The following is a 24,198-nucleotide window of genomic DNA, read 5'->3' on the forward strand; positions in this document are numbered from 1 at the left end:
GGAGGGGTTAATCAATGAAGCTAAGAAGGAAAGGTCTTATGTTAATGGCGGCTTCGCTAATGCTGGCAGGAACGTTGGCCGGCTGCGGTTCGAATGAGGCGGCATCGTCAGAAACCGGTAAATCAAATGCGGCCGAACCGAGTGCATCAGCAGCTTCCACAGACGCCAAATTAGATCCAGTCACACTGAAAATCATGTTCCCGGGAGATCCGCCGGCCGATTGGAGTGAAGTGAAGGGAGAGATGGAGACCCGTCTTGCCGATTCGCTTAATGTGAAGCTGAACGTGGTGTTTATTCCATGGGCCGATGTCCTTCAGAAGCGTCAAGTCGCCTTGTCCTCCGCGGAAGACTACGATCTGATCTGGGACAATAGACCGGAACAAAGCATTGCTGCTGGTCTCTATGAACCGTTGGACGAACTGATCGAGAAGTACGGACCTGACATCAAGAGCAACCGCTCTCCGCAGCTGATGGAAGCCAACAAAGTAAACGGCAAATTGTACGCGGTTCCGCTTGAAGTCAATTTCATACGTCCGTGGACGTTTGTCATCCGTAAGGACATTCGGGAGAAGCTGGGTATCGAGCCGATCAAGAGCTATGACGATCTGATCAAATTCATGTACGCTGTGAAAGAGAAGGTTCCTGAGGTAACTCCATTCATCGCTAATGGTTCTGAACATGTTGGTCTGAGGTTGGCTAGTATGCTTGATCCCAATGCCAACCTTGCCGCCGTATTGAATTATCCAGGATTGTACACCAAAGGGAATGATGGCAAGGTCTATAATATTTTCGATGACATGGACCCAATGATCATGAAAAATTTCGAGCAAAATCACAAGTTCTATCAGGACGGGATTTTTGCCAAGGATGCCCTTTTGCTTAAAAATGGAGAGTTCACCAAGGGGAAGGCAGCGGTTTCTACCTTCTTTGATTTCGGAGTAAATCTAGGTACTCGTACAGGGTTAGATAAGTCGGTTCCGGGAGCGACCGCGGAAGCTTTCAGCCTATTTGACCCGAGCATGAAGCTAAGCTCGACGTACAAAGCAGGCAACCATATTGCCGTTCCCGTTGTCAGTAAAAACAAAGAACGCGCCATTCAATTCGTCAACTGGCTGAACCAGAAGGATAATTACGATTTGCTTGCATACGGTATCAAAGGTAAAAACTGGGAAGATGCGGGAGAAGGCTTATATAAACCAATCATAGAAAAGCCTTATGGCGGTATTCCTTTCGCTTGGGGCTGGAACCCTGCATTGGATCGCATCGATGCCAGCTTACCTGAAGATGTCATCAAGCTGAACAAGTGGCAGAGGGATCCGGATAATTTCACAACGGATATTCTCTCCGGCTTCACCTTCGATCCAAGCCCGGTATCCAATGAAGTGGCACAATTAAGCAATGCCGGTAAAGAGTACTATGAGCCGATTGTATTAGGTCTGGTGGAACCAACAGAGGGTTTGGTCAAGCTTAAAGAAAAGACGTATGAGAATGTCAAAAAAATTCAAACCGAGTATCAAAAGCAGCTGGATGCGTTCCTAGCCAGCAAGAAGTAGCTTAACCCTGTAAGCCGGTGACCTGGAATTCTAGGTCTTCCGGCTTTTTTTAATGGACGAAAACAAACGTTTACCGCCGTCCAGGTTTGTTGGTACCTGGATTTAAACTCATGATCTGCTTAGGGATACCAAGATCTGGAGATGGTGCCTTATCGCTTTAAAGTGTGAAGCGGTTCTGTACGAAATGTTCGTGCGGAGAACAGCTTGCAAACAAGAAGACGGAGAAAGCAGATGCAAGAACCCGGAGCCAACCGCGACAGGCAGTTAGAACAGGTGGTTGTTGAAGCTACAATCCGGTAGTTCTACGAATCACCCACAACCCGTCAATCCTTTTGTGTGTCCGTAAATCTGTATGATTTTTCGAATAGAATAGTTGGGATAAGCGCTAAAAGGAGAGATTCTATACGATTTTTCATACAGATTTAACGATATTAACATCTTGGGGGAAAATCGATATGATTTTTCATACAGAATCGCTCGAATCGAGTGTTACGCACGAAGTAATGTGAGCATTAAAAAGAGTAGCAAAAGTGCATCTAAATTCACCTTGAACACCTCATTTTTAGCCATTACTTGTAAAAGTGCATTTAATATTGCGCATTTAGGCTGAAATAGGCTAATGGCAACAATATAGATGTACTTTTACATCAATGATGCAGAAACCCCCGGAAATCCAACAATCAGATGTATTTTTACAACTAATTGGAACATGGCCTAGAGGTCATCCCTGACCAAGCGTATTACCACTTAGCCTAAGCCAACGAAGCCGCTTTACTAGGTACTGGTAAACTCCGTACTTCCGCGAGTGATAGAATTCAAACCTCCACAGTTGTTACCGTTGAAACTCATTGATAAAAGCAAGACTATACGCCCAGCTTCGTGAATGCGTAATATTCAATTACATAAGAAAGGAAAGGTGAGCATGAACATGAGTATGATGCTGGAGCTCAGGAAGAACAAATGGTTATATGCTATGTCGCTTCCCGTGATAGTGTACGTATTTATTTTCTCTTATTTACCCATGTCCGCACACATATTGGCGTTCAAGCAGTTCTTACCTGCGAAGGGGCTCTGGGGCAGTCGATGGGTGGGACTCGATAATCTCACGTTTTTCTTCACAGGTCCGGATTGGCTGGGGGTTACGTTAAACACGATATTCTTGAACCTTCTGTTCATTACGGCAGGCACCGTTAGCTCATTATTGATAGCCCTGCTTCTTAATGAAATCAGACAAGCGTTTTTCAAGAAAGTAACTCAATCTCTCGTGATATTGCCGCATTTCATTTCCATTATCGTCGTTAACCTGATGGTGACGAATTTCTTCAACGGACAGGACGGCATGATCAATAAAGCGTTGAATGATTTCGGGTACTCGGCGGTCGATTGGTTTCAGACGCCGTCGGTCTGGCCTATGCTGTTGACGATCATCTTCGTATGGAAGGGAGCCGGCTGGGGTTCGATTATTTATCTTGCGACCGTAACCGGCTTCTCCGAGGAATATTACGAAAGCGCAAGAATTGACGGCGCCAAGCGATGGCATCAGATATGGTATATTACCCTGCCTCTGCTCAGGCCGACCATTATCGTACTTACGCTTCTCGCGCTGGGACGTATCTTTTACGGAGATTTCGGCTTGATTTATGGAATCATAGGAGACAATTCTCTGCTCTTCAAGGCTACGGATGTCATCGATACCTATACTTACCGCTCCTTGAGGGATGTCTCGAATATGAACAGCTACAGCAATGCCGCAGCAGTCGCCTTATTCCAATCGGTTATGGGTTTTATCACCATCCTATTCTTCAATTGGATTGTCCGTCGGGTGGATAATGATTCGAAGATATTTTAGAGAGGAGCTTAAGCATGATATCGAAACAACGAGATACTTCCCAGCTTACCGTGTCCGTCGCGGCATATGTATTCATTGGCTTTTTTGCCCTGATTTGCCTCATTCCCTTCTGGCTTGTGTATATCGGATCGTTCACAGCGGAGCATCAGATTGTCAGAGGCTTCCAGATGCTGCCGACGGCTTTCTCGCTTGATTCCTATCGCTTCTTATTCGCGGGCAATCAGGTGTACCAAAGCAGCTTTGTTTCCGTGTTTATTACTGTGGTCGGTACAGCCGGAGCCGTGCTGCTGACTTCCATGTTCTCTTATGTTGCAGCTCATCAGAAGGTGAAATATCGGAATTTTCTTTCCTTTTACATTTATATCACGCTGCTGTTCGCGCCTGGTCTGGTGGGCTATTATTTGCTCATCTCCAACTGGCTGAGCTTAAGAGACTCGTTATTGGCGTTGATCTTGCCGCAATTGTTCTCCGCATTTAACGCATTCTTGATGACCTCCTATTTCCGAACGCTTCCCTTTGAATTAAGCGAGGCGGCGACTGTGGACGGAGCCCATGAGCTGTATATCTTCTTCCGGATCATCTGGCCGATCTCGATGCCCGTAATCGCAACAATCACACTGTTCTATGCGCTTTCTTATTGGAATGACTGGTTTAATGCGCTGATGTTTATCGATAATCCGCAGAATCACCCTTTGCAGATGATGTTAAGAAGGATCGTGTCCAATGCGAATCTGGATTATCTGAATACGAATGTAAACATTCCCGTTTCCGCATCGGGCGTGCAGCTTTCCACGGTATGTGTCACCATTGGGCCGATCATATTCTTGTACCCCTTTCTGCAGCGCTATTTCATCAAGGGGATGACGATTGGCGCGGTCAAGGGATAGCTTTAAGCTTTCACTTCCTAATTGGCGGAGGATAAATGATGACTGTTTACAGCAATAAGGAGCAGCTATTGGCAAGTCTTTCAGCACGGGAAGCTTCTTACAATCCGGCAGTAAAGCTGCAGTATGGACCGATGGAGAAAACCTATCATACCGCTCTTAAAAAGGATTCCTATCCTTATGTGCACTACACCTACTTGTCTGTCGTATATGCACTGGATTTATTGGACAGCGGGCTGTCTGATTATGCACAGCGGGCGGCAGAAATAGCAGCCGTCATTGTGCAATTACAGGACAGGCGTAAAGATAGCCCTACCTATGGAATTTGGTCCTATTATTATGAGGAGCACCTGGACCAGATGGAAGCTCCGGATTGGAACTTTGCCGATTTCATCGGTAAAAAGCTGGTTTTAATGTTAAAGCACCATGGGGATCGCTTAAGCGAAGGGCTCAGGCAAGGATTATCGGAGGCAATAGGACGTGCTTGTCAAGCGATCGTGAAACGGGATGTCGGTCCCAGCTATACGAATATAGCGGCGATGGGGGCTTTCGTTACACTCGTAGGCGGAGAGGTCATTGGGCTAGAAACATTTGTGCAATATGGTCGGAATCGACTGCGGCGGCTTTATGATTACACCGTACGGCTGGGCACCTTTGTCGAATTTAATAGCCCCTGTTATACGCCGATTACCATGGAGGAGCTTCACCATATTCATGAGGAGACCAAGGACCCCGCTTCCGTCATGCTAACCGAGAAGCTGCTTTTCATCGCATGGAGAATGGCAGCCGAGCGTTACCATCCGCGTACGAAGGAATGGGCAGGTCCGCATAGCCGCTCTTATTCTCCTATGCTGGAGAGCTATCCGGACACTCGAGCGCTTCGTTGTCCGGAGGAGCTATTACCTTACTTTAGCACGGAGGAGGAACGTTACTTCCGTTGTACTGTCTTCGAGGAAGAGGAGACGGGTTACCAGAGCTTTGCTACCACGTACATGCAGGAAGCGTACTGCTTAGGCTCCTTCTCCAAGGACATGATGTGGAACCAACGCCGCAACCTGATTGCTTATGTGGATAACCATGGCAAGGCGGCCTATGTACAGCTGCGCTTCCTGAAGGATGGGAGGGACTTCTCGTCGGCTGTCTTCACGGGAGTGCAGGATAAGAGCGATATCGTATTCGGGATCAATATGGCGCTGGATTTCGGGGACTGGCACCCGGTTTTGGATCCGATTAATGGCGTATTTAAGGCAGAGGATCTTCGAATCCGAATAGAAATCGGAGGTTATATCGAAGGGGTGGATTGTGACTCTGGCAACAAGCTTGATTACGATGCTGCGGTTGTCATTGGCAGGCAAACGGTGCGGGTTAAGCAGCTGTCTGCTTTATCGGACAAAGGTGTGCCCCGTATGGAGATCACCCGATCTGAGCAAGAAGGTACCCTGTGCATCGATTACATCATCTATGATGGTCCAAGGAATCGGTTCGATTTCCATGAATGGAATCAAGCGGCATGGGTGTTTTTGTTTACGCTGTCGGAGCGCGCAGAGGAGCTGGAAGCCGGAAGCGAATATAAGGATGGATCACTATACGCCTGGTGCGAGAAGCAAGGACGGAGGATGGGCATCACCATCCCTGTGAAGCCGGACTGCATTGGGCAGCTATTTCAAAATAATGAAGTCTCATTTATGACAGAGGAGGTGTAGAAATGAAGCCGCATTTCCGATATTCTCCGCAGCCGGTGCTCGAACCGGTTCCTGGCTGTGAGTGGGCGAGCAAAATGGTGCTAAACCCAGCTATTGTTAAAGATCCGACTTCTGATAAGCTGCATATGCTCTTTCGGGCTACGGGACCATGGTCTCGGAAGCGCAAGGAAGGGAAGCACGACCCGTATCCGATTTTTCTGGGATATGCGGCAAGCAGCGACCTAGGCAAGACGTGGGATGCCGATTTTTCCAGGCCTGCGCTTGCTCCAGCTCTGAATGAGGGTTTCGAAGATATTTACATTACGGACATACACGGAACCACGGTGCGCGATTATTCGAACGGCTGCATCGAGGATCCGCGCCTATTCCCTGTGGGAGATGAGCTGTATCTATCCGTGGCATGCCGAATGTTCCCGCCGGGCCCGTATTGGCTTATTGACCAGGAGCCGTCGGTTGATACGCGGAACGACTATGTGCCCGGCTGGGTGCATGAGGGTGATGATACTTTCCATGTTACCGCGCGAACCAACAATACCGTAACCGTTCTGTATAAGCTGGATTTAGAATTGTTGAAGGCTGGCCGCTATGAAGAAGCTTTTACCTATGTCTGCCCCTTAACGGAAGGTCATGTAAGCGATAACCGCGATGTTTTCCTGTTCCCCGATAAGATGAGGATTGACGGGAAGCTGCAATATGTGATGCTTCACCGCCCGATGACGCCTGCCTTATTCCCGCAAGGATCTAAGCTAAAGAAACCGTCGATCTACCTCGCTGCGGCGGAGAAGTTGGAGGACTTCGTAACGGATCGGGTAACCCATCGACTGCTGGCAACCAGCCAATTTCACTGGGAGGATAACAGGATTGGGGCAAGCTGGGCGCCTCTCAGGATTTCAGCTAACGAATGGCTTGTTTCTTATCATGGCAAGAAGGATGTCCAATTTGGTTACACGCAATCGTTCCTGATCGTACGCGAGCAGGATAATGACTTCCCGGTTGTGATGCATCGATGCTCGGAGCGATTAATGTACGCCCAGCAAGCTTGGGAGATGCCAAGCGATTATCCTACGCCTTGCTTGTTTACAACAGGAGGAATTATTGCAGGAGATGATCTGATAATGTCTTATGGCGCTGCCGATCAGAAGGTGGGTATTTCTTGGGTTAATTTCGATTCATTGGTGGAGTATGTTAAGCAATTTGACGCAGAAGGCAGGAAGATGGAGGGATAATATGGGCTATTTATGTAAGCGCTTAATTTCAAAAAGAATACATGTTGCAAGAATGAGAGGAGATGGTTCCTATGTAGCCCCAAAAGTATGGATTTCTCGTTCGCTAGCGCGTCTATCAAACACTTTTTTAGGAGAAAAGAGGAGGTTGAATGATGGGAACATGGCGTAAAGGATATCAAACTCGTGTTTTGGCACTATTTCTAGCATTCCTAATGATAGCAACGTTTATCCCTGCCGGAGATGTTGAGGGGGCAGGCACTCTGCTAAAAACCGGAAATTATTACTATAAACCTGCGCCGGATGGGGGTAATTCGCCTGATAAGGGAGCTACAGGTCTGATTTCCTCGACCAATGGCGTGCTTTTTGACGGATTAACGACAACATACGCCGGATGGATGGGGAGTGCGACTTCCCAAGGGACTGTACAGGTGGTATTTGACCTGTTGAAGGACTACCCGTTGGAAAGTATTAACGTCGTACTGAATTCACCCAATAGCTTTTGGGGGTTTAAAGAGTTTACGGTCAAGTACCGCCCTGAGGCTGTAACGGATTTTTACTATATTGCTGCCAAACACATCAGATCACCTGGAATAACCTCAACGAGCCCAAGCTCAACCTGGAACTATTCGGTCAACATACCGATGTCGAACAAGACGGCCAGATATATTGTAATCGATATTAAGCGTCCTCATGCCTTTCAGCATATCCCCCTCACCGAAGTTCAAATTTATAAAGGGACCGGACAGGAAGGCGTGAATCCCGGTCCAGCGCTTACTGTGGAGCAAATGGCTCTCGAGCTTAAGAAGGATGCCCTAATGGTAGACAAATATGGGCAATGGGTTTACGAAACATGGGATGGAAAGGTGACATCCGACGCGCAGCTGCAGCAGGAATACACGGATGAGGCAAATCTGCTATCAAAGGTTTCGCTGGACCCTTCAAAATATGATCAGTACGGCGGGATTAAAAATGGAGGACATTACACTAAGACCGGTTTTTTCCGACTACAGCAAATCGATAACAAATGGTGGTTTGTTACCCCGGACGGGTATAAATTTATTCTAAAGGGCGTGGATGCTACAAGTATATGGGAGTGGGGATACGGAACGCCGCTTAAAAAAGCGGACGGCACTCCGAAGCAGGTGTTTGAGGAGCTTCCTGATCCCGTTGCTTATGCTCCTGCCTATGTAAATGATTCTAACGGAGAAAGAGTAAGCTTCGTCATTGCCAATGTCATGAGAAAGTATGGCAGCGACTTTGAGTCGAAATGGGAGGATATCACCAAGAAACGTTTGATAGATTGGGGTTTTAATGCCTTTAGCAAGTGGACAAGACCGACTAATGTAACGTTTCCGTACATTCAGGTCTTGCAGGATCCCGGCAGCCTAAGAAGGATTCAATGGACATACGATGTTTTTGACCCGCAGAGTGAATCCATAATAGAAACCGCTTTGACCGCGCAGCTTGAAAAGGCGAAAAATGATCCGTGGTTAATCGGATATACTTACGATAATGAGGCTGGGTGGTCTGCCGATATCGTAAAAGAGGTACTGACACACAATTCTACATCTCCGGCGAAAAGCGCATTCGTGGATTTTCTTGCGCCAAGGTACAACAATGACATTAATGCCGTTAACCAGCTTCTAGGTACGAGCGCTGAATCGTTCACTGCGTTAAAGGATACTTCGATCAATATAGCCAAGGTTCCGGCTGCGGATGTGTCGGAATATATTAAGCTAGCATCTAGAACCTATTTCTCTACTATCAGAAGCATAATTAAAAAATATGATACAAACCACCTGTTCCTGGGCGCGTCTATCGTACCAACCTGGCGGACCAGTCTGGATTGGGATTCAGCGGCCATGGAGTTTGTGGATGCCTTCTCTGTAGATAATTATACGAATAGCGCGGATTGGATATCCAGATATGAGACTTACGGAAAACCCCTATTGAATCTGGAATATACATTTAGTACCACAGAGCGCGGTTTGTCACCCGTGAATGCGGCTACAACTGTACCCAGTATAGCGGATAGAGGTTTGGCCTTCAAAGCTTTCGTCGAAAGCCAAATCGAACATCCGTTGTTTGTTGGCTCTGGTTATTTCTCGTACTATGACCAAGCGGTTACAGGGCGTAAAGACGGAGAGAATTTCAATATAGGCTTAGTGAATCAGCAGGATCAGCCTTATACAGATATGGTAAACATTTTGAAGACCGTCAATGCCGGTTTGGAAAATGTACATGCTTATGGGATTCCTGTGACTTATGAAGCAGAAGATGCTGTGTTAAGCGGACCGGTTACTGCGAACCAAATTTCAGGGTATACCGGTACAGGGTATGCAGACTATATCCAGGCAAGCGGAGATTATATCGAATGGACGGTGAAGAAGAACATTTCCGAAACGTATGAATTAACGTTCAGGTATGCCAATGGAAGCAACGGGGATCGTCCGCTGCGGATAACGGTTAATGGCAGCGTAGTCAACAGCAGCTTGTCCTTTCCGCCGACAGGCGGCTGGAGTACTTGGTCGACGGCAAGCGCGACCGTTTCTCTGAACGCTGGGAACAATACGATACGGGCAACCGCGATCGGATCAAGCGGCGCCAATGTGGACTCTCTAACCGTGAAGTACACCGATCTTACGCCTCCATGGATTTCGATCGATGGCGTGGAAAACGGACAAAGTTATACGGACAGTGTCATCCCGGTTGTGAAGGCTGACGATGCCGGAAGTGGACTTAAAAGTCTTGATGTGAAGTTGAACGGAGTAAATTGGACAACGGGAACGGCGATTACGGTCAAAGGCGAGCATACTTTAATCGCGACGGCGATCGATAACACAGGCAACGCAGCTACGCAAACCATTCGCTTCACGCTTTATCACGGCACACAGCTGCAGGTGGAACCCGCAGCGGGCGTATTGAGCGATACGACCGTTCTGAATGCCGTGCTCACGGATTCATTCGGACAGCCGGTATCCGGGGAATCGGTGACTTTCACCGTTGACGGAACGGTTGTCGGTACGGCAGTTACAGATGAGCAGGGGAAAGCGCCGTTAGGCTACCAAGTGGACGTTGGCGCGGTGCCGGATGCGGATACGCTTGCGCATGACCTGCAGGCCGCATTCGCCCAAAACGATGCCTCCCATTATCGCGGCAGCGACGGAAGTTCCGTATTGACGGTGGCCAAAGAGGGAGCAGCCATCGAGTATATGGGTTCAACTGTCGTGTCGTCCGATATGGAATTGGCGCTTGCCGCCAAGATAACGCAGGAGGATGACGGAGAACCGGGCAGTCTGGCGGGATTGCCGGTGCGGTTTACCGTCCACCGTATCCATGTGGACGGAACAACAAGCTCGGTAACGAGCGCAGTATACGGTACAGACGAGGCGGGAAACACTTCCGCATCCGTCTCCCTGCCTGCCGGTTTGTATGAGGTCAAGGCGGAAGTACTGCCGAACAGCTATTATAAGACGGCGGAAACGTCGGAAGTCGCGGCCGTTTACGAGCCGCGAACGGGAATGCGGATGAACGGCTGGCTGGCGATTCCCTCGGGAAGCAGCGGGCTCAGCGACAAGGCGAAGAAGCTGATGATCGAAACCGATTGGCAGTACGGCGAGAATGACCTGCTGCAGGGCAAATTGAAGCTTCGCGCCGAACCGCTGGGGCTGCAATTGGAAACGCTAGCCGCCGAGTGGATGGTTATAACGGAAGATTCGCACGTATATTTGCAGGCGGTGGCTCAGGATAAGAACGGTGAAACATATACTATCCGGATCATGGCACCGACTTCATCCGCAGCAGGAGGCAATGCGCAGACTCCCGTATCGGTGACGATCTGGCAAGGAAGGCAAACGAACGGGACAGCGCTGTTTCAGGTATTCAGTCAAAGTTTTTACGGCGACATTAAATAAAGACTCATTAAACATGCAAGACTGTATTGAAGCCCGCCTCTAGACGAGTGCGGGCTTCTTACTTGTAATTTGTATCAACCTTCCTTAAGGGGCATTTCAAAATTAGGGTTCTGGTAGTTCTGCCTTAAATATTTGGACTGCTCTTTTTCAAATAATTTGTTAAATTCTACGCACGACATATAAGCATCATAAAAAATAAAAGAGTAGATGGACGGGAGGTATAATGTCCACTGCATATCTAAAACCTTATTAGCCTGTGAAAAATCACCCCAAAGTGTGAAATTTATTGCTTCTGGTATATGGGAAAAATACATAATTAGTATGGTATATCCGAAGATAAAAAAACCCATTAGCACCTTATGAATATATAGATGTCCTAGCCCTGGAGTTAAAATGGACCAAGCAACCGCATTCCAAGGTTTTCTTTTATCCAAATAATTGATATCCCATGTGCCCAACTTAATCGGTATTAGCGGTGCATCTTCTCTATCCGCTAAAATACTGAGTTGATTTAAATCTATTGTTGAACGATAGCTATCCCAAAGGGCATACATATAGATTCCGACATAAAGCATTAACCAACGTTCGTCCAGGATTTCTTTAGCCTTATCGAATTGTCCTAGAAGCGAATACATAATACCAAGATTAATCTTGGCTTGGGAATTGATAAATAACTCCCACGATAACAAAATAAGAGCCTTTGCGTTCCGATGCAGCATCAGCGCTCCGAATCCTGGATATGCAAAGGCGAAAAAGGCGATAACCCAAGGGTTTCTCAAATGGAGTTGGGTCGTAGTAAATTGGGATAAATAAGCCCTTGCTCGGCGATCTGGAGGGATTTGATTCAATGTCGTAAGCCGCCTTTTTTAGCAGGTATGTATTAATATTTTCAGTATGGAGAAGAAAAAATAACCGGGGCGTCGGCCGACGTTATTGAGGTGCCCTCTTGTAAATTTTTAATCCGAGAAATCCCCAATGCCGTGTTATCCCAAAGAATATTTTCAACTGTTTCCCATTGGTGTTCATCACAACGAATGATCAAGACCACTTCCGAGGTTATATTTTTCGTGCCGTAATTACTCTTTTTCACGATCAAAAGCTTCAAAACAAAACCCAATAAAATTCCCGATACGGCTCCGATAATTCCCCATATAATAGGACCCCATTTCAAAACATAACCATAAATGGCTCCAAGAAGCATGAAACACGTTCCCAGTATCGCTGCGGCATCGAACATACTAAATCCGTCTGCTCGATGGATGGTATCAAACAGCTTCCGTGGTTCTGTTCTTTTATCCATAGGTACAGCGAGTATCTTTTCTTTCAGAATTCCTTTTTGTTCTAATGCGGTAATAGCTAATTCCAAAAAAATGGATTGTTCAAATGTCGCTATAACATACAATTTGGGTCACCCTTCCTTAATGGGCATTTCAAAATTAGGGTTTTGATAGTTCTGCCTTAAAAATTTGGACTGCTCTTTGTCAAATAATTTGTTATATTCCACGCACGACACATAAGCATCATAGAAAATAAAAGCATAAAGTGATGGAAGGTATAATGCCCACTGCATATCTAAAACTTTTTTAGCTTGTGCAAAATGACCAATAAATGTGTAATTAATAGCTTGCGGTATATGGGAACAGTACATTATTGCCAGGGTATAACCTAAGAGAAAAAAACCGGTTATTACCTTATGAAGATATAGATGTCCTAGTCCTGGAGATATTAATGACCATGCAACTGCTGCCCAAGGTTTTCTTTTGTCCAAATAATTCATATCCCAAACACCAAACTTAATCGGTATTAGCGGAGCATCTTCTCTATCCGCCAGAAGGTAGAGTTTATTTAAATCTACTGTTGTACGATAGCTATCCCACAGGGCAAACATATAGATTCCGACATAAAGCATTAACCAACGTTCGTCCAGGATTTCTTTAGCCTTATTAAATTGACCCAGCAGCGAATACATAATGCCAAGATTAATCTTTGCTTGGGCATTGATAAATAACTCCCACGACAACAAAATAAAAGCCTTTGCGTACCGATGCAGCATTAGTGCTCCGAATCCCGGGTATGCAAAGGAAAAGAAGGCGACCACCCAAGGGTTTCTCAAATGGAGTTGTGTCGTAGTAAATTCGGATAAGTAAGCCCTGGTTCGACGAAAAGGAGGGATTTTATTCAATTTCTTAGGCCTCCAAAGCTTTCCTTCATTGTTTTCTTAAAAAAGTATTTGACGAAATGAAAAAAAGCGATATATAAACCGACAACCAACAGATAAACAGCATAAGAGTGGAAAAGAGTCCAGCCCGTGTAGTTAAAAATTCGGACTTTCATCATCATCCATTCGAATAATACGGCAAAAATCGACCAAGCCATAAGATAAAAGAAGATGGTGATCCCACGTACATTCCACTTATCATAAACGTACAACATGAGATAACCGAAGGCAGGGTACAGGAAACAAGTCAAGAAATCAAATAGTTCGAATTCCATTGAGTCGTTTAGATAATACAGGACATAGGGAGGGTATTCCAAAATTAAATCGGTTGCTTTTTCCAGAGAAATACTGAACATATAAATCAACATGGTGATGGTTTTCGGAAATCGCTGCGGCAGAAGGAAGAATAAAGCGTATACAGCGATTAACGCGACCAGAATGATCCATTCGTTCATATCGAAGTCATTGGGAAGTACAAGTACTTTCACCCGGTTTTCACCTCTTTTTCAAAAACACTCCGAAACCATATCTTAAACAGGTATGTAATAAAAATAATCGCTTTCCATTGGACAACTGTCCACCATATCTGCCAAGGCTCAGCATGGTGGAGCACCTCCAACCAATCGGACAAGTATTCGATTCCGGTCAATATGGCGGTGAAAGTCACAGTCAATATCATCTTAAAGAAAAAGGAACGTACCGATCCATACAGATCCAATAACCAAATAATCAGTAATGGCATTAAGACAAACCTATTGATAACGAATGACCAGAGTAAAAACAGGTTAGTGTTTACCTCGATTAATTTATAATTCAAGATGAGGATGGCAAATAATGTCCCGTGTACTAATAAAATAACAAACCAATTAAATAATATTTCAAGCAGATGGAGTCTTTTCGGGGTTACCGCAAAGAAAATGACAAATATCAAAGTTATTGAAAAAAAGAAACTGAATACCGTCGCCGCATCTATCGCCATCGCAATAATCCCTCTGCATTTGTATTTTTCAGTATTATTAGTTTGTTTGGGATATTTATACATGGACCATTAGAGGTATTCGTTTGATGTAATCACTCCCTCTTAAAATAATCATTAGATTTGGTCACGTCGCTCGTTGCACCAGAAAGTTATCACGAATGTGAGGATTGTATACGTAATGGGGGCCGCTTCCATATAATCGAATTGCAGTCGAAGACTCAAATCTGATTTATGGGAGGAGAATAATTAATTGAAACGAATGAAGCTGGTAAGCAAATGGATCGTTGTACCTTTGGCACTAGCAATTGTAGTATCCTCTTGGAGCCCGATCTGGTCGGATTCGGCTTATGCATCAGGGTTCGATGGTAAGGTGGAAGCGGTCAATGAAACGTTTAATGCGATGGCCACAGGGCAGACGCCTGTAGGCTTCACGGTTTCTGAAGGAGGAGGAACGGTTCGAGTTGCGGAAGTGCCGAACGCCTTGGATAAGAGCGTTTATCTAGACGACACGAGCACTTCTACGAATGTCATTATGAGTACGTCGATCGAACCGTTGGCCGGACAGGTTACGGTTGAAATGGATTTTATGATGCAGGCGTATGTCAGTTCCACAAAGGTCATTAGGTTGAAGGGAAGCGGCGGAACGCCGATTATCCTCGAAACCAAAAGCAATAGCGTGACCTATCGTCATGCCGATAATACATATGAGCCGATTGCAGCGGTTACGGCGAATGAGTGGATTCGTTTGAAAATGATCGCTGATACAGACACCGACACGGCCGACATATACGTAAACGGCGAACTGAAAATCGACGGCGCTCCATTCTATAGTCCATCGAACACCGTGGATTTCATGGAGTCGTTTACGCCGAACAGCAGCACCGGCTCCCATTATCTCGATAATATTGTCATAGCTGGTTATCCCGAAGGATACGTGCCACCTGTTGTCGTTGTTGAAAGCGATTTCAATAATGAGGCGATAGGTGAGCTTCCGGTTGGTTACAGTGCTTCCGAGGCGGGTGGAACGGTGCGGATTGCAGCTGTACCGGATGAAACAAATCGGAGCGTCTATCTGGACGATACGAGTGATAGCACGAATGTGATTCTTAGCAAATCATTTGATCCTTTGGCAAGTGAAATAACGCTGCAGCTTAAATTTATGCAGCCGACATATACGAGCTCCACCAAGGTTGTTCGCCTCAAGGGTGATGGCAAGACCTCTGTGGTGCTTGAGACAAATGGCGGCTTTATGAACTATAGACACGCGGACAATACGTTCGAGCCTCTGGTAACTGTTGCGGCAGGCGTCTGGTACGATATCGCTGTCGTGGCAGACGTTACGTCTCAGACTGCAGATGTATATGTAGATGGAGCATTAAAGCTAGAGAATGCACCTTTCCAACAGGCGGCGGACCGTGTCGATTACTTCGAGACATTCACGCCGAACAGCAAGATGATCGGACATTACGTGGATGACATTATTATCGCGGGCACACCGTATGTGGCCACGGAGGATCCGGGGACCGGCGGCGGGGGCGAACAGCCATCCGAGCCACCGGTAAACGGTATCTATGAAGCGGAGGATGCGATATTATCCGCCGCTATCATCGATAATAAGCATCCTGGATACACGGGCACGGGCTTCGTCGATTTCAATCCGAACGCTCCGGGCGGATGGATTGAATGGACGGTGAGTTTGCCTGCAGCCGGCGAATATACGTTGGAGTACCGTTATGCGTCCGGTGCGGCAGAGGATCGCCCAGCCGAGATCGCTGTGAACGGAGTTGTTGCGGCACCGCAACTAGGCTTCCCGTCGACCGGAGATTTCGCCCAGTGGCAAACGGCGTCCTTCAAGACGACACTTCTGGCTGGCGCTAATGTAATCCGTGCAACGGCGACAGGTCCGAGCGGCGGCGCGAATATCGATCACTTGCGGATTCATGACGGATCGGACACGGAAGGACCGCCACCGGTTGCCATGGAAGAGGTTGAGGTCACCGATATTATCGGAGGGTTGCTCCTAAAGAAGCTAGATGCGATTGGTATGCTTGCTGGGGAGCGTTCAGCAGATCGCGTAATCACGCGGATCGAGTTCATGTCCCAGATGAACGACACGCTTGGCCTCGTGCATGATGATAAGTTCCAAGGGCTGTCTTCTCAGACTGCCATATGGGAGAAATCCTTAGATGAATGGGATGCGTACGTATTGCAAGCCGCAAAGTCAGCGGGCTATGTAGCAGAAGATGACAACGCGGAGGCTCGCCCGCATGAATCATTGACACGGAAAGCCGCGGCGGATATGATCGCTCGTGCGCTCAGCTTGACGGATAGCAACGGAAGCATTGGTGCAGTCGTTCGCCACGGCTATATGTCGGGGAAGGGCGGATTCGGTGAGAAAGCGATGGTCACGTCCGCTGAAGCGCATGAAATTATCGCGCGAATTGCCGCGGAAACGCAGGGGTCACCCGAAGTTCGCATCGTCGGCGCACATGCGGTCGCAAGCAACATTGTGGCGGTGACGCTGAATGCACGGCTTGCAGAGGTGGACTATAAGGATCTGACGCTGAGCTATCCGACGGGAAGCTGGAAGTCGCTCACGCCGGCCTTTAAAGGGTTGCAATTGAAGAAGGGTGCGAAGGGAACGAATACGTTCGGCAATACGGTTGTCTTCTTCGAAACCGTAGAGCAGCTAGGGAATGGTGCAACGTTTGCACACGAGAAGAAGCCTGGCTCGTTCACTGGTGATTTGGCGCAGGCTATTCAACAAGCGAACAACCTAGTGTCATGGCAGATGGATCACGGTGGTTGGACGAAGGCAATGCCCTACAATCGTCCATGGAACACAATAGAGAAGAAGTCCTCGCAGTTTGGACCAACAGGCATTGAGCTTGGCACCATCGATAACAACGCGACCATTAACGAAATTCGTTTTATCTCACAGGTGTATCAAGAGACGAACGATGCAGCCTACAAGGAAAGCATTCGACGCGGCATCGATTTTATCTTAGATATGCAATACGATACCGGCGCTTGGCCGCAGGTATATCCGGAGCGCGGCAGTCCGGGGGACGGCGTCTACTATTCGAATTACGCTACGTTTAACGATAACGCGATGATCAATGTGCTCGAGCTGATTGATGATATCGTCAATCAAGCATATCCGTTCGATTCGGCGATCGTCGACAATGCAACGGTGGAAGCGCTTATGCAGGCGAAGTCACTGGGGATCGAGTATATTCTACGCTCGCAGATCGAAGTGGATGGGGTCCTTACTGCTTGGTGTGCGCAGCACGATCCATATACGTATGAGCCGAGGAGTGCTCGGGCTTATGAGCATCCGTCGATCTCAGGGTCCGAGTCGGTAGGAATCGTCCGATACCTAGCGGCGCAGCCTAACCAGACGGAAGAGATTCAACGTGCCGTAATGGGCGCGTTGGAATGGTTTGACTCCGTCAAGCTGGAGGGCATCCGTTACGTAAGTGCTGACCCGAATGGCGTTTACTTTGTTGAGGATCCAAGTGCGGTATCCTGGTACCGATTCTACGAAATCGGTACGAATAAAGGTATCTTCTCCGGTCGCGATGGTATGATTAAGTACAGCATTCAAGAAATCGAACAAGAGCGAAGAGACGGATATTCATGGGGCGGAAGTTATGCCAGGCAGTTACTTGAAACCATGAAAATGACGGGTTATTTCGTAAATGGGGTGTATGCGCTGGCAGAAAATACAAACTCCGTCACCACGGACGGAAGAACGCTGAAGTCAGGCGATATGGAGCGGGTTGGTGATCTTCGCAGCCAGCTTAGCGCGATGACGAATCACTTAACGGTCGCACAGGACGGCAGTAAAGACTACGTGACGGTTCAAGCTGCGATTGATGCGGTGCAGGCCAACAATACTGAACCCGTAGAAATTTCTATCCTTAATGGGATCTATAAAGAGGTCGTGACGATTCCGGCGAATAAACCGTTTATTACTTTAGTCGGGGAAAGTGCGGAAGGAACCGTTCTCACCTATGATAATTATGCAGGTCTGGAACGCCCGATCGGTGGTACTTACGGTACGAGCGGAAGCGCAAGCGTATTTGTAAACGGTAATGACTTTACTGCACGCAACCTTACTATCGAGAATTCCTTCGATGAATCATCTGTCAATGTGCAGAACAAGCAGGCAGTTGCACTAAATGTACGAGGTGATCGTCATCGGTTTATCAACGTCCGTTTCCTGGGCAACCAGGATACGCTGTTGACGAACGGAGGCACACAATATTTCTATCAATGTTACATTGAAGGCGATGTGGACTTTATCTTTGGGGGCTCCCGTGCTGTATTCGAGGAAAGTGTGATTCATTCCTTGGATCGGGGTTCCTCTTCGAACAATGGCTACATTACGGCAGCGAGTACGATGATCACAGAGCCGTTCGGCTACTTGTTCTTGAACAGTAAGCTGACAAGCGACGCAGCTTCTGGAACGGTCTGGCTCGGACGTCCGTGGCACCCGAGCGGCAATCCTAATGCCATCGCTAGTGTGCTATTCATGAACACAGAGATGGGGGCGCATATTAACCCGATCGGTTGGACGGATATGTCCGGCTTCCTAGCGAAGGATGCACGGTTCGCCGAGTATCAAAACTATGGCCCAGGCGCAATCATCACCGATACGCGTCCGCAATTAACGGACGAAGAAGCAGCGCAATGGACGATTGAGAACGTGCTTAAGGGGTTGAACCCGAAGGGGGAGTAAAGGGGCTATCTTAAAAGTAGTAAGTTCACTTAAAGACAGCTCACTTTATCAAAAAATCATGAAAATTATGCAGATGTGGTGGTACAGGGGGCTAATCCTGTACCACCACTTTTCGATTTTGTTCGATTAATGATTTCTTGAGTAGATTATGTGCAAGTGAAAGCCACCCGACCTCTAAGCTTACCCTGGCCAGTCCGAGACTTTGGCGATTATTCCGTAGATTAATGTAAGGTAATATGACATTTATTTGTGATGGTGTAAAATAAATTAACAAATTGACTTGACTAATTTGAAATAATCAATAAAATAAATAATATAACAGATTAATAATGAACAAACGGTGTCATGATTACTAACATCTAATAGGTTTGATGACAATGATGTCTTTCAAACATATGGGCAATGGAGCCCTGCAGAAACTAATTGTTTTGCGCGTTTTTATTTCCGCGTGAACAGTCGGCGAATGCAGGGCTTCCTTTATTGGTATGACACGTAGATGTGTCTTCTGGGCAATGTCGCCTATCCGCAGCAGCAACACAATAATGGTGAAATGCCGTTTTTAACGGATAAATCCTGTTGTGTGCTTTTGTGGGTAGGCGTTTTATTTTAGACACATTAATGTGGGGGGAAAAGTCCGATGAGCGATAAGATGACGAGACGGGATTTTTTGAAAAAGGCTAGCCTTGCAGGAGCTGCAGCATTGGTATTGCCAAGCGCGCTCCTTGCAGCATGCGGCGGCGGTGGCAATAACAAGCCGGCAGCAACGTCCGGAAACAAGCCTGTAATGTCGGGAAAAAAGATCAAAATCGGTTTCATTCCGCTGACGGATTGCGCTTCGGTCGTCATGGCCAAAGAACTCGGCCTCTTTGAGAAGTACGGCGTGGACGTGGACGTCACCAAGGAAGCATCATGGGCCGCGGTACGCGACAAATTGCTCTCCGGAGACCTGAATGCGGCCCACTGCCTCTTCGGAATGCCGTTCTCCGTTTACACTGGGGTCGGCGGCCAGGCCGGCAGCGAGCTGCCAATCGCCATGATGATCAACGTGAACGGGCAGGCGATTACACTTTCCAACGAGTTCAGCAAAGCTGGCTTTCGAGATTTGAAGGCGGCTAAAGCCGCAATCGAACAGAAAATGTCAGAGCGCGAGACATCTTTCGCCGGGACCTTCCCAGGGGGAACGCACGACCTCTGGCTTCGCTACTGGTTGGGGGCAGTCGGGGTAAATCAGAGCAAGGTGAAGATCATCACGATTCCGCCGCCGCAGATGGTTGCCAATATGAAAGTTGGGAATATGGACGGGTTCTGCGTGGGTGAGCCATGGGGCGGAGTGGCTGTCCGCGAGAAAATAGGATTCACTCATATTTCCACTCAGGACATCTGGAAGGACCACCCCGAGAAGGCTCTTGTCCTCAACAAGACCTTTAGCACCCAAACCGACGAGGTGAAGGCTGTCATGAAAGCTGTCCTCGAAGCGTCGCAGTGGCTCGATAATTTGGATAACCGCAAAGAAGCTGCTAAGGTGATCGGCGGCAAGGCCTACGTTAACGCCCCGGCCGATACAATCGAGAATCGACTGCTCGGTAAATACGATCTCGGCGCCGATCTTGGCGAACACGTCTACACGGACGATTATATGCTCTTTCACAAGGGCGGCAACGTGAATTTTCCGCGCAAGTCCCACGCCATGTTCTTTATGAGCCAGTACGTCCGGTTTGGATACTTGAACCAACACCCGGAGTACGAGAAGATTGCCGACAAGCTGATTATGAAGGATCTGTACCGCGAAGTCGCGGGCGAAATGGGAATAGCTATTCCCGACGACGACATGAAGCCATTCCAGCTCAAATTGGACGGCGCTACGTTTGACCCGAGCGATCCGGCGGGATCGTTAAAACAATACGGAGGTTGATCGTCATGAGTGAGCAATTGGAACAGGGCGTCACAAATAGAGTGTTATCACCGGGGCGCCTCGCTCTGCCTTCCCACTGGAAGAACGGCCTAAGAAACGGCCTGCGCAAGACCGGTTACTTGCTCGGGAGCATGGCGCTTCTCGTCCTGTTGTGGGAGATAACGAGCCGGCTCTCGGGTAAATCCCTTCCTGGACCCATGAGTACGCTGGCCACTTTCTGGGAGCTCGTCTCAGATCCGTTTTATGACTTCGGGCCTAACGATAAGGGGATCGCGCTGCAGTTAATCGCCTCGCTGCAGCGGGTATTCGCCGGATTCCTATTGGGTGCGCTCGTCGCGGTGCCGCTTGGGATAGCTATGGGCGTGACCCCGTTCTGCAGGCAACTCTTCGACCCGATTGTCCAAGTGCTGAGACCCGTATCCCCATTGGCATGGTTCCCTATTGGGCTGGCGGTATTTCACTCGGTCGGTCCGGCCACGATCTTTATTATCTTCATCACGTCGCTTTGGCCGACGGTCGTAAATACTGCCTTTGGCGTCTCGTCGATTCCTAAGGACCATCGAAACGTCGCTGCGGTCTTCCGCTTCTCGAAATGGAAGTTCCTGACGAAGGTGCTTCTTCCCTACGCGTTACCGTATATCCTTACGGGATTGCGGCTGAGCCTTGGAATCGCCTGGATGGTTATCGTCGCCGCAGAAATGCTTTCAGGCGGAACCGGTATCGGATTCTTCGTCTGGGATAGCTGGAACTCTCTCAGCCTGGAGCGGGTTATCTCTGCTATCGTGCTCATCGGCTTGGTTGGTCTCATTTTGGACCGATTCTTTCATTATATTGAAAAACGATTCAGCTATGGGGGGTGACGGTATGTCTTATCTGAATATAGAAAACATCAGTAAGGTGTATCCAACCAAGAAGGGCGATTTCCAGGTCCTCCAAAATATTAACTTGAACATCGAAAGAGGCGAGTTCGTCTCCTTGATCGGACACTCCGGTTGCGGCAAATCCACAATTCTTAATATCGTCGCCGGACTGGAGAAGCCAACGACCGGTCAGGTACTCCTAGGCGGAGTACCTGTTACCGGGCCCGGCCCGGATCGGGGCGTCGTCTTTCAGAACTACTCTCTCTTGCCGTGGCTTTCGGTATGGGGAAACGTCTACGAGGTCGTCGACGCTGTCTTCCCTGACCGTTCACGGGATGAAAAGAAGGGTATCGTCGAGCATTATCTCAGTGTGGTCGGATTGTGGAAGCATCGCCATAAGCGGCCGGACGAGATTTCCGGCGGTATGAAGCAGCGTGCGGCTATTGCACGTGCTTTCGCGGTTGGCCCTCAAGTGCTCCTTCTCGACGAACCCTTCGGCGCGCTGGACTCACTTACTCGTGCCACTCTTCAAGATGAGCTTGTCAGTCTGTGGAAGCCGACGGAAGGCGGAAACGGCGACGACGGATCTGATGGCGGTACTGACACCGTCATTATGGTAACCCACGACATTGACGAAGCCATTCTTCTATCCGACCGTATCGTGGTGATGACCAACGGTCCGGCCGCAACAGTGGAGACGATCATTACCGTTCCGATCAAACGTCCCCGTGCGCGGCGCGAGGTGATCCACCAATCCGTTTATAACGACCTGAAAGATGAATTGCTGGAGTATCTTCACGGCAGACCAGCCGTTGAAATGAGGTAAGTACGCAAGTTAAATTCAAAATGACCATGGGGGTGGCAAGATGATAGGTAATATCGGAATTCCTGGATTGATTTTAGTTCTCGTCATTGCTTTGGTCGTGTTTGGACCGCGCAAGCTGCCTGAAATCGGAAGTGCTTTCGGAAGGACGTTGATGGAATTTAAAAAGGGAGCCCGTGAGCTCACCCAGAGTTACGATGAGAAGGAAACAGAAGGACAAACACCTAAACAAAAAGAGCTTATTGAAATTTCCGAGAAACCGAACTGAGAAGAAACCTCAGTTCTAATTTAATCGGCCAGAACAAACGAGTGTGGATGAGGGAGTAACCCCTTTCGCTAGGGGTCAGCCAACGCCCTCACTCGTTTTTCCTTTTTTCAATGCCGCATGGTGGTAAGCTTCAGACGTTGAGGAAGGAGCGATACAGGATGGATATGCATAAGTCAGTAGTGGAGCATATGGAAGAATTCCGTACGCGTTTTATCGTTTGCGGCATTGGTTTTCTTGTATTCTTTATCTTTTCTTTATTATTCGTAAAGGATATTTATCAATATCTCGTCAAGGATCTCGATCAAAAATTAACGATTCTCAGTCCAGGTGATGTGATCTGGGTGAACATGGCTATTGCGGCCATAGCTGCACTTGCTCTGACGATTCCTTTAATCGCCTATCAGGTATGGAAATTCATGACACCGGCGATGACTGAGGATGAGAAAAAAGCCACACTTGCGTTTATTCCTGGTTTGTTTTTCTTGTTTATTATTGGGCTATGCTTTAGTTTCTACCTTATCTTTCCAACAATCATGTCTTTTATGGTGGAGCTGGCGGAAGATGAGTTTCAAATCATGTATACGGTGAGCGGATATTTCACATTCATGTTTAGATTGACGGTTCCTATCGCCATTGTATTTGAAATTCCAGCGGTTGTCATGTTCTTGACGCGCCTTGGAATACTTAAACCACAGCTGTTAAGAAAATCGCGGAAATATGCCTATTTCATTCTCGTCCTATTATCGGTTGTATTGTCGCCTCCCGATTTTTTGTCCGATGTACTCTTGATATTACCGTTAATATTGTTGTATGAAATCAGCATCCTATTATCTGTATGGGTAAATCGGAAACAAATCCAAAAGGGGCTATCCTGGTCATAACCCTATAGAAGTAGACAACTGCAAAAGGTTTTTAAGCAACGGCTGTTAACCGGGAATCTATCGGGGAGCAGCCGTTCTTTTATATGGATTGCGAAAATTTATCTATAGTGGAGAAAATGAGAGATTTAGCGCGAAAATATCTCCTTGCATTGACTAAACAGAATAATCTGAATATTTAATTATTTATTAAAATAGGCTATAATAAAGACATCAAATGAACTACCTTTCAGCTCGATTATCCAGCTTCAGGTGAACCTAAGGTGACCAATCGGCTGCTCATGGAAGACGAGTCAGCCCGGCTCACACCCAATAAGTAATCACCTGAACTGAATAATATACATTTGCATAGAAGGGAGAATCATCCGATGACGTAGCGTGAGGCGA

Annotated in this window: 17 protein-coding genes; 12 read left to right on the forward strand and 5 right to left on the reverse strand. The window is 47.5% G+C overall.

Features of this window, described 5'->3' with window-relative positions; all coding sequences use genetic code 11:
* The first annotated feature begins 14 nt into the window (after positions 1–14).
* The 6 genes from ACESLK_RS12495 (at position 15) to ACESLK_RS12520 (ending at position 11,129) form a co-directional block, all read left to right on the forward strand.
* On the forward strand, positions 15–1,553 hold the full coding sequence (locus ACESLK_RS12495; RefSeq protein ID WP_373229791.1) for an extracellular solute-binding protein: 1,539 nt from the start codon (positions 15–17) through the stop codon (positions 1,551–1,553).
* A gap of 928 nt (positions 1,554–2,481) precedes the next feature.
* On the forward strand, positions 2,482–3,402 hold the full coding sequence (locus ACESLK_RS12500; protein ID WP_373229792.1) for an ABC transporter permease: 921 nt from the start codon (positions 2,482–2,484) through the stop codon (positions 3,400–3,402).
* 14 nt (positions 3,403–3,416) lie between these two features.
* Positions 3,417–4,289 carry a carbohydrate ABC transporter permease gene (locus ACESLK_RS12505; RefSeq protein ID WP_373229793.1) on the forward strand — a complete coding sequence of 291 codons (873 nt, stop codon included), beginning with the start codon at positions 3,417–3,419 and terminating at the stop codon, positions 4,287–4,289.
* Positions 4,290–4,327: 38 nt separating this feature from the next.
* Positions 4,328–5,989 carry a hypothetical protein gene (locus ACESLK_RS12510; protein ID WP_373229794.1) on the forward strand — a complete coding sequence of 554 codons (1,662 nt, stop codon included), beginning with the start codon at positions 4,328–4,330 and terminating at the stop codon, positions 5,987–5,989.
* A gap of 2 nt (positions 5,990–5,991) precedes the next feature.
* Positions 5,992–7,215: a glycoside hydrolase family 130 protein gene (locus ACESLK_RS12515; protein WP_373229795.1), complete on the forward strand. Its 1,224-nt coding sequence runs from the start codon at positions 5,992–5,994 to the stop codon at positions 7,213–7,215.
* Between the two features lie 152 nt (positions 7,216–7,367).
* On the forward strand, positions 7,368–11,129 hold the full coding sequence (locus tag ACESLK_RS12520; RefSeq protein WP_373229797.1) for a carbohydrate-binding protein: 3,762 nt from the start codon (positions 7,368–7,370) through the stop codon (positions 11,127–11,129).
* 74 nt (positions 11,130–11,203) lie between these two features.
* Here the strand turns inward: ACESLK_RS12520 and ACESLK_RS12525 are convergent, their stop codons facing one another.
* The 5 genes from ACESLK_RS12525 to ACESLK_RS12545 all read right to left on the reverse strand — a co-directional run bounded on the left by ACESLK_RS12525 (position 11,204) and on the right by ACESLK_RS12545 (position 14,164).
* Positions 11,204–11,977: a hypothetical protein gene (locus ACESLK_RS12525; protein ID WP_373229798.1), complete on the reverse strand. Its 774-nt coding sequence runs from the start codon at positions 11,975–11,977 to the stop codon at positions 11,204–11,206.
* A 41-nt stretch (positions 11,978–12,018) separates the two neighbouring features.
* Complete coding sequence (locus ACESLK_RS12530; protein WP_373229799.1) at positions 12,019–12,495, reverse strand: hypothetical protein; 477 nt, start codon at positions 12,493–12,495, stop codon at positions 12,019–12,021.
* 42 nt (positions 12,496–12,537) lie between these two features.
* On the reverse strand, positions 12,538–13,182 hold the full coding sequence (locus ACESLK_RS12535) for a hypothetical protein (RefSeq protein WP_373229800.1): 645 nt from the start codon (positions 13,180–13,182) through the stop codon (positions 12,538–12,540).
* Between the two features lie 125 nt (positions 13,183–13,307).
* Positions 13,308–13,835, reverse strand: coding sequence for a hypothetical protein (locus ACESLK_RS12540; protein ID WP_373229801.1), 528 nt, complete (start codon positions 13,833–13,835; stop codon positions 13,308–13,310).
* Entirely contained in the window at positions 13,832–14,164 is a 333-nt protein-coding gene (locus ACESLK_RS12545; RefSeq protein WP_373229802.1) for a hypothetical protein, read from the reverse strand. Before ACESLK_RS12545 ends, ACESLK_RS12540 begins: the two co-directional genes overlap by 4 nt.
* Before the next feature lie 421 nt (positions 14,165–14,585).
* On the opposite strand from ACESLK_RS12545, the gene pelA reads away from it, so the two are divergent.
* From pelA to tatC, 6 genes are all read left to right on the forward strand, one after another.
* Positions 14,586–19,070 (forward strand): pectate lyase, encoded by a 4,485-nt coding sequence (gene pelA, locus ACESLK_RS12550; RefSeq protein WP_373229848.1) that lies wholly within the window; start codon positions 14,586–14,588, stop codon positions 19,068–19,070.
* A gap of 637 nt (positions 19,071–19,707) precedes the next feature.
* Positions 19,708–20,982: an ABC transporter substrate-binding protein gene (locus ACESLK_RS12555; protein ID WP_373229803.1), complete on the forward strand. Its 1,275-nt coding sequence runs from the start codon at positions 19,708–19,710 to the stop codon at positions 20,980–20,982.
* A 5-nt stretch (positions 20,983–20,987) separates the two neighbouring features.
* The gene (gene ntrB, locus ACESLK_RS12560) at positions 20,988–21,842 is read left to right on the forward strand and encodes a nitrate ABC transporter permease (protein ID WP_373229804.1); all 855 of its coding nucleotides are present in this window, start codon (positions 20,988–20,990) and stop codon (positions 21,840–21,842) included.
* 4 nt (positions 21,843–21,846) lie between these two features.
* Positions 21,847–22,668 (forward strand): ABC transporter ATP-binding protein, encoded by an 822-nt coding sequence (locus ACESLK_RS12565; protein WP_373229805.1) that lies wholly within the window; start codon positions 21,847–21,849, stop codon positions 22,666–22,668.
* Positions 22,669–22,708: 40 nt separating this feature from the next.
* Positions 22,709–22,933, forward strand: a complete 225-nt coding sequence (locus tag ACESLK_RS12570; RefSeq protein WP_373229806.1) for a twin-arginine translocase TatA/TatE family subunit — start codon at positions 22,709–22,711, stop codon at positions 22,931–22,933.
* Positions 22,934–23,091: 158 nt separating this feature from the next.
* The gene (gene tatC / locus ACESLK_RS12575; protein ID WP_373229807.1) at positions 23,092–23,814 is read left to right on the forward strand and encodes a twin-arginine translocase subunit TatC; all 723 of its coding nucleotides are present in this window, start codon (positions 23,092–23,094) and stop codon (positions 23,812–23,814) included.
* Positions 23,815–24,198 lie beyond the last annotated feature (384 nt).

Source organism: Cohnella sp. (assembly GCF_041640265.1).
Classification (GTDB): domain Bacteria; phylum Bacillota; class Bacilli; order Paenibacillales; family Paenibacillaceae; genus Cohnella.

Excerpts from the sequence above, each read along its gene's own strand:
- ACESLK_RS12495 (WP_373229791.1), top strand. The coding sequence starts at position 15 with ATGAAGCTAAGAAGGAAAGGTCTTATGTTAATGGCGGCTTCGCTAATG.
- ACESLK_RS12500 (WP_373229792.1), top strand. The coding sequence starts at position 2,482 with ATGAGTATGATGCTGGAGCTCAGGAAGAACAAATGGTTATATGCTATG.
- ACESLK_RS12505 (WP_373229793.1), top strand. The coding sequence starts at position 3,417 with ATGATATCGAAACAACGAGATACTTCCCAGCTTACCGTGTCCGTCGCG.
- ACESLK_RS12510 (WP_373229794.1), top strand. The coding sequence starts at position 4,328 with ATGACTGTTTACAGCAATAAGGAGCAGCTATTGGCAAGTCTTTCAGCA.
- ACESLK_RS12515 (WP_373229795.1), top strand. The coding sequence starts at position 5,992 with ATGAAGCCGCATTTCCGATATTCTCCGCAGCCGGTGCTCGAACCGGTT.
- ACESLK_RS12520 (WP_373229797.1), top strand. The coding sequence starts at position 7,368 with ATGGGAACATGGCGTAAAGGATATCAAACTCGTGTTTTGGCACTATTT.
- ACESLK_RS12535 (WP_373229800.1), bottom strand. The coding sequence starts at position 13,182 with ATGCTGCATCGGTACGCAAAGGCTTTTATTTTGTTGTCGTGGGAGTTA.
- pelA (WP_373229848.1), top strand. The coding sequence starts at position 14,586 with ATGAAGCTGGTAAGCAAATGGATCGTTGTACCTTTGGCACTAGCAATT.
- ACESLK_RS12555 (WP_373229803.1), top strand. The coding sequence starts at position 19,708 with ATGAGCGATAAGATGACGAGACGGGATTTTTTGAAAAAGGCTAGCCTT.
- ntrB (WP_373229804.1), top strand. The coding sequence starts at position 20,988 with ATGAGTGAGCAATTGGAACAGGGCGTCACAAATAGAGTGTTATCACCG.
- ACESLK_RS12565 (WP_373229805.1), top strand. The coding sequence starts at position 21,847 with ATGTCTTATCTGAATATAGAAAACATCAGTAAGGTGTATCCAACCAAG.
- ACESLK_RS12570 (WP_373229806.1), top strand. The coding sequence starts at position 22,709 with ATGATAGGTAATATCGGAATTCCTGGATTGATTTTAGTTCTCGTCATT.
- tatC (WP_373229807.1), top strand. The coding sequence starts at position 23,092 with ATGGATATGCATAAGTCAGTAGTGGAGCATATGGAAGAATTCCGTACG.